At 33.0% G+C, this 1,350-nt stretch carries 1 protein-coding gene; it reads left to right on the forward strand.

Annotated features, from left to right (window positions below):
* Positions 1–51: 51 nt before the first annotated feature.
* Positions 52–1,304, forward strand: a protein-coding gene (locus J2772_RS24110; protein WP_209921611.1) for an IS3 family transposase whose coding sequence is annotated in 2 segments (ribosomal slippage) — positions 52–379 and positions 379–1,304 — 1,254 coding nt in all. Because the reading frame shifts where the segments join, the coding sequence is not laid out codon by codon here.
* The last annotated feature ends 46 nt before the right edge of the window (positions 1,305–1,350 follow it).

Genomic DNA, 1,350 nt, shown 5'->3' on the forward strand with positions numbered 1-1,350 from the left:
TGTCTCGTCCTGAAAAAAGTTGACTATAAAATCATAAAAACAGTCACTCTTATGGATTCAAAAAAAATAGCATTCCCTGTACAGGAATACAGCGAGGCTTTCAAAAGACAGGTTGTCTCCGAATATGAACGGGGATTATTTACGAAATCACAATTACAGACACGATACAATATTCGTGGTAATTCATGTATTTCCAGCTGGTTAATAAAATATGGTACCTTTACTTATGAAACAAAACTAAGTAAAGGTAGACCCATGAAAGATCCACAGCAACAAAAGATTAAAGAACTTGAGGCAGCTTTGTTAAAAAAGGAAGAAGAGCTTAAGGTATTTAGGAAGTTTATAGAAATAGCAGAGCGTGAGTTAAAGATTGAGATTGTAAAAAAGTCTGGTTCCAATCAATCCAGGAAATAAGGCCGTGTACGCATCTTTCACTGGAAGATATCTGCCGATTGTTTGGACACAGTAAACAAGCTTATTACAAAAGAAGAAAACAACCTGATTTTACAAATAATCAAGAAAGGATTATAGAATTGGTATTATCAATTCGTAAAAAGATGCCTAAAATAGGGACACGAAAACTTTACGTCTTACTTAAGGATGATTTTGAAAAAGAGAAACTTCATATAGGAAGAGATCGCTTGTTTAAGATTTTAAGATCAAATTATCTTTTAATCCCCAGAAGACACAGCTACTTTAAAACAACGAATTCCAGACATTGGATGAGGAAGTACCCCAATATTATCAAAGAAAAAGAGTTGGAATGTTCAGAGAAAGTCTGGGTTGCAGACATTACCTATCTGAAAACCAAAGAGAGGAATTATTATCTTCATTTGATTACCGATGCCTATTCAAAGAAAATTGTAGGACATGAATTGAGTGATAATTTACAGACAAGCTCTACGTTGAAAGCATTAAAACAGGCTATAAAGAATCGAGTCTACAAACATCCTCTAATTCATCATTCAGACAGAGGCCTGCAGTATTGTAGTAAAGAATACACTGAAATGCTGAAGAATAATGACATTCTCATCAGTATGACAGAGAACTCAGACCCTTATGAAAATGCTGTAGCCGAAAGAGTCAATGGTATTCTGAAATATGAATTTGGATTGATCGATACCTTTGAAGACTTTAAAAATCTCTCACAACAGCTTAATCAATCAATTTACTATTATAATAATTGGAGACCACATTTTTCTTTGAATTATAATATTCCAGGCCAGGTACACTTGAAAAATAATGTGAAATTAAAAACCTATAAAAAACAAAATCAGAATAGGAAAATTCCTACTCTGATTTAAGTATATTTGAAATATTAAACTAGTCAACCTTTTTCAGGACTAGTCA

This window comes from Chryseobacterium jejuense (genome assembly GCF_017877355.1).
GTDB classification, from domain to species: Bacteria; Bacteroidota; Bacteroidia; order Flavobacteriales; family Weeksellaceae; genus Chryseobacterium; species Chryseobacterium jejuense_A.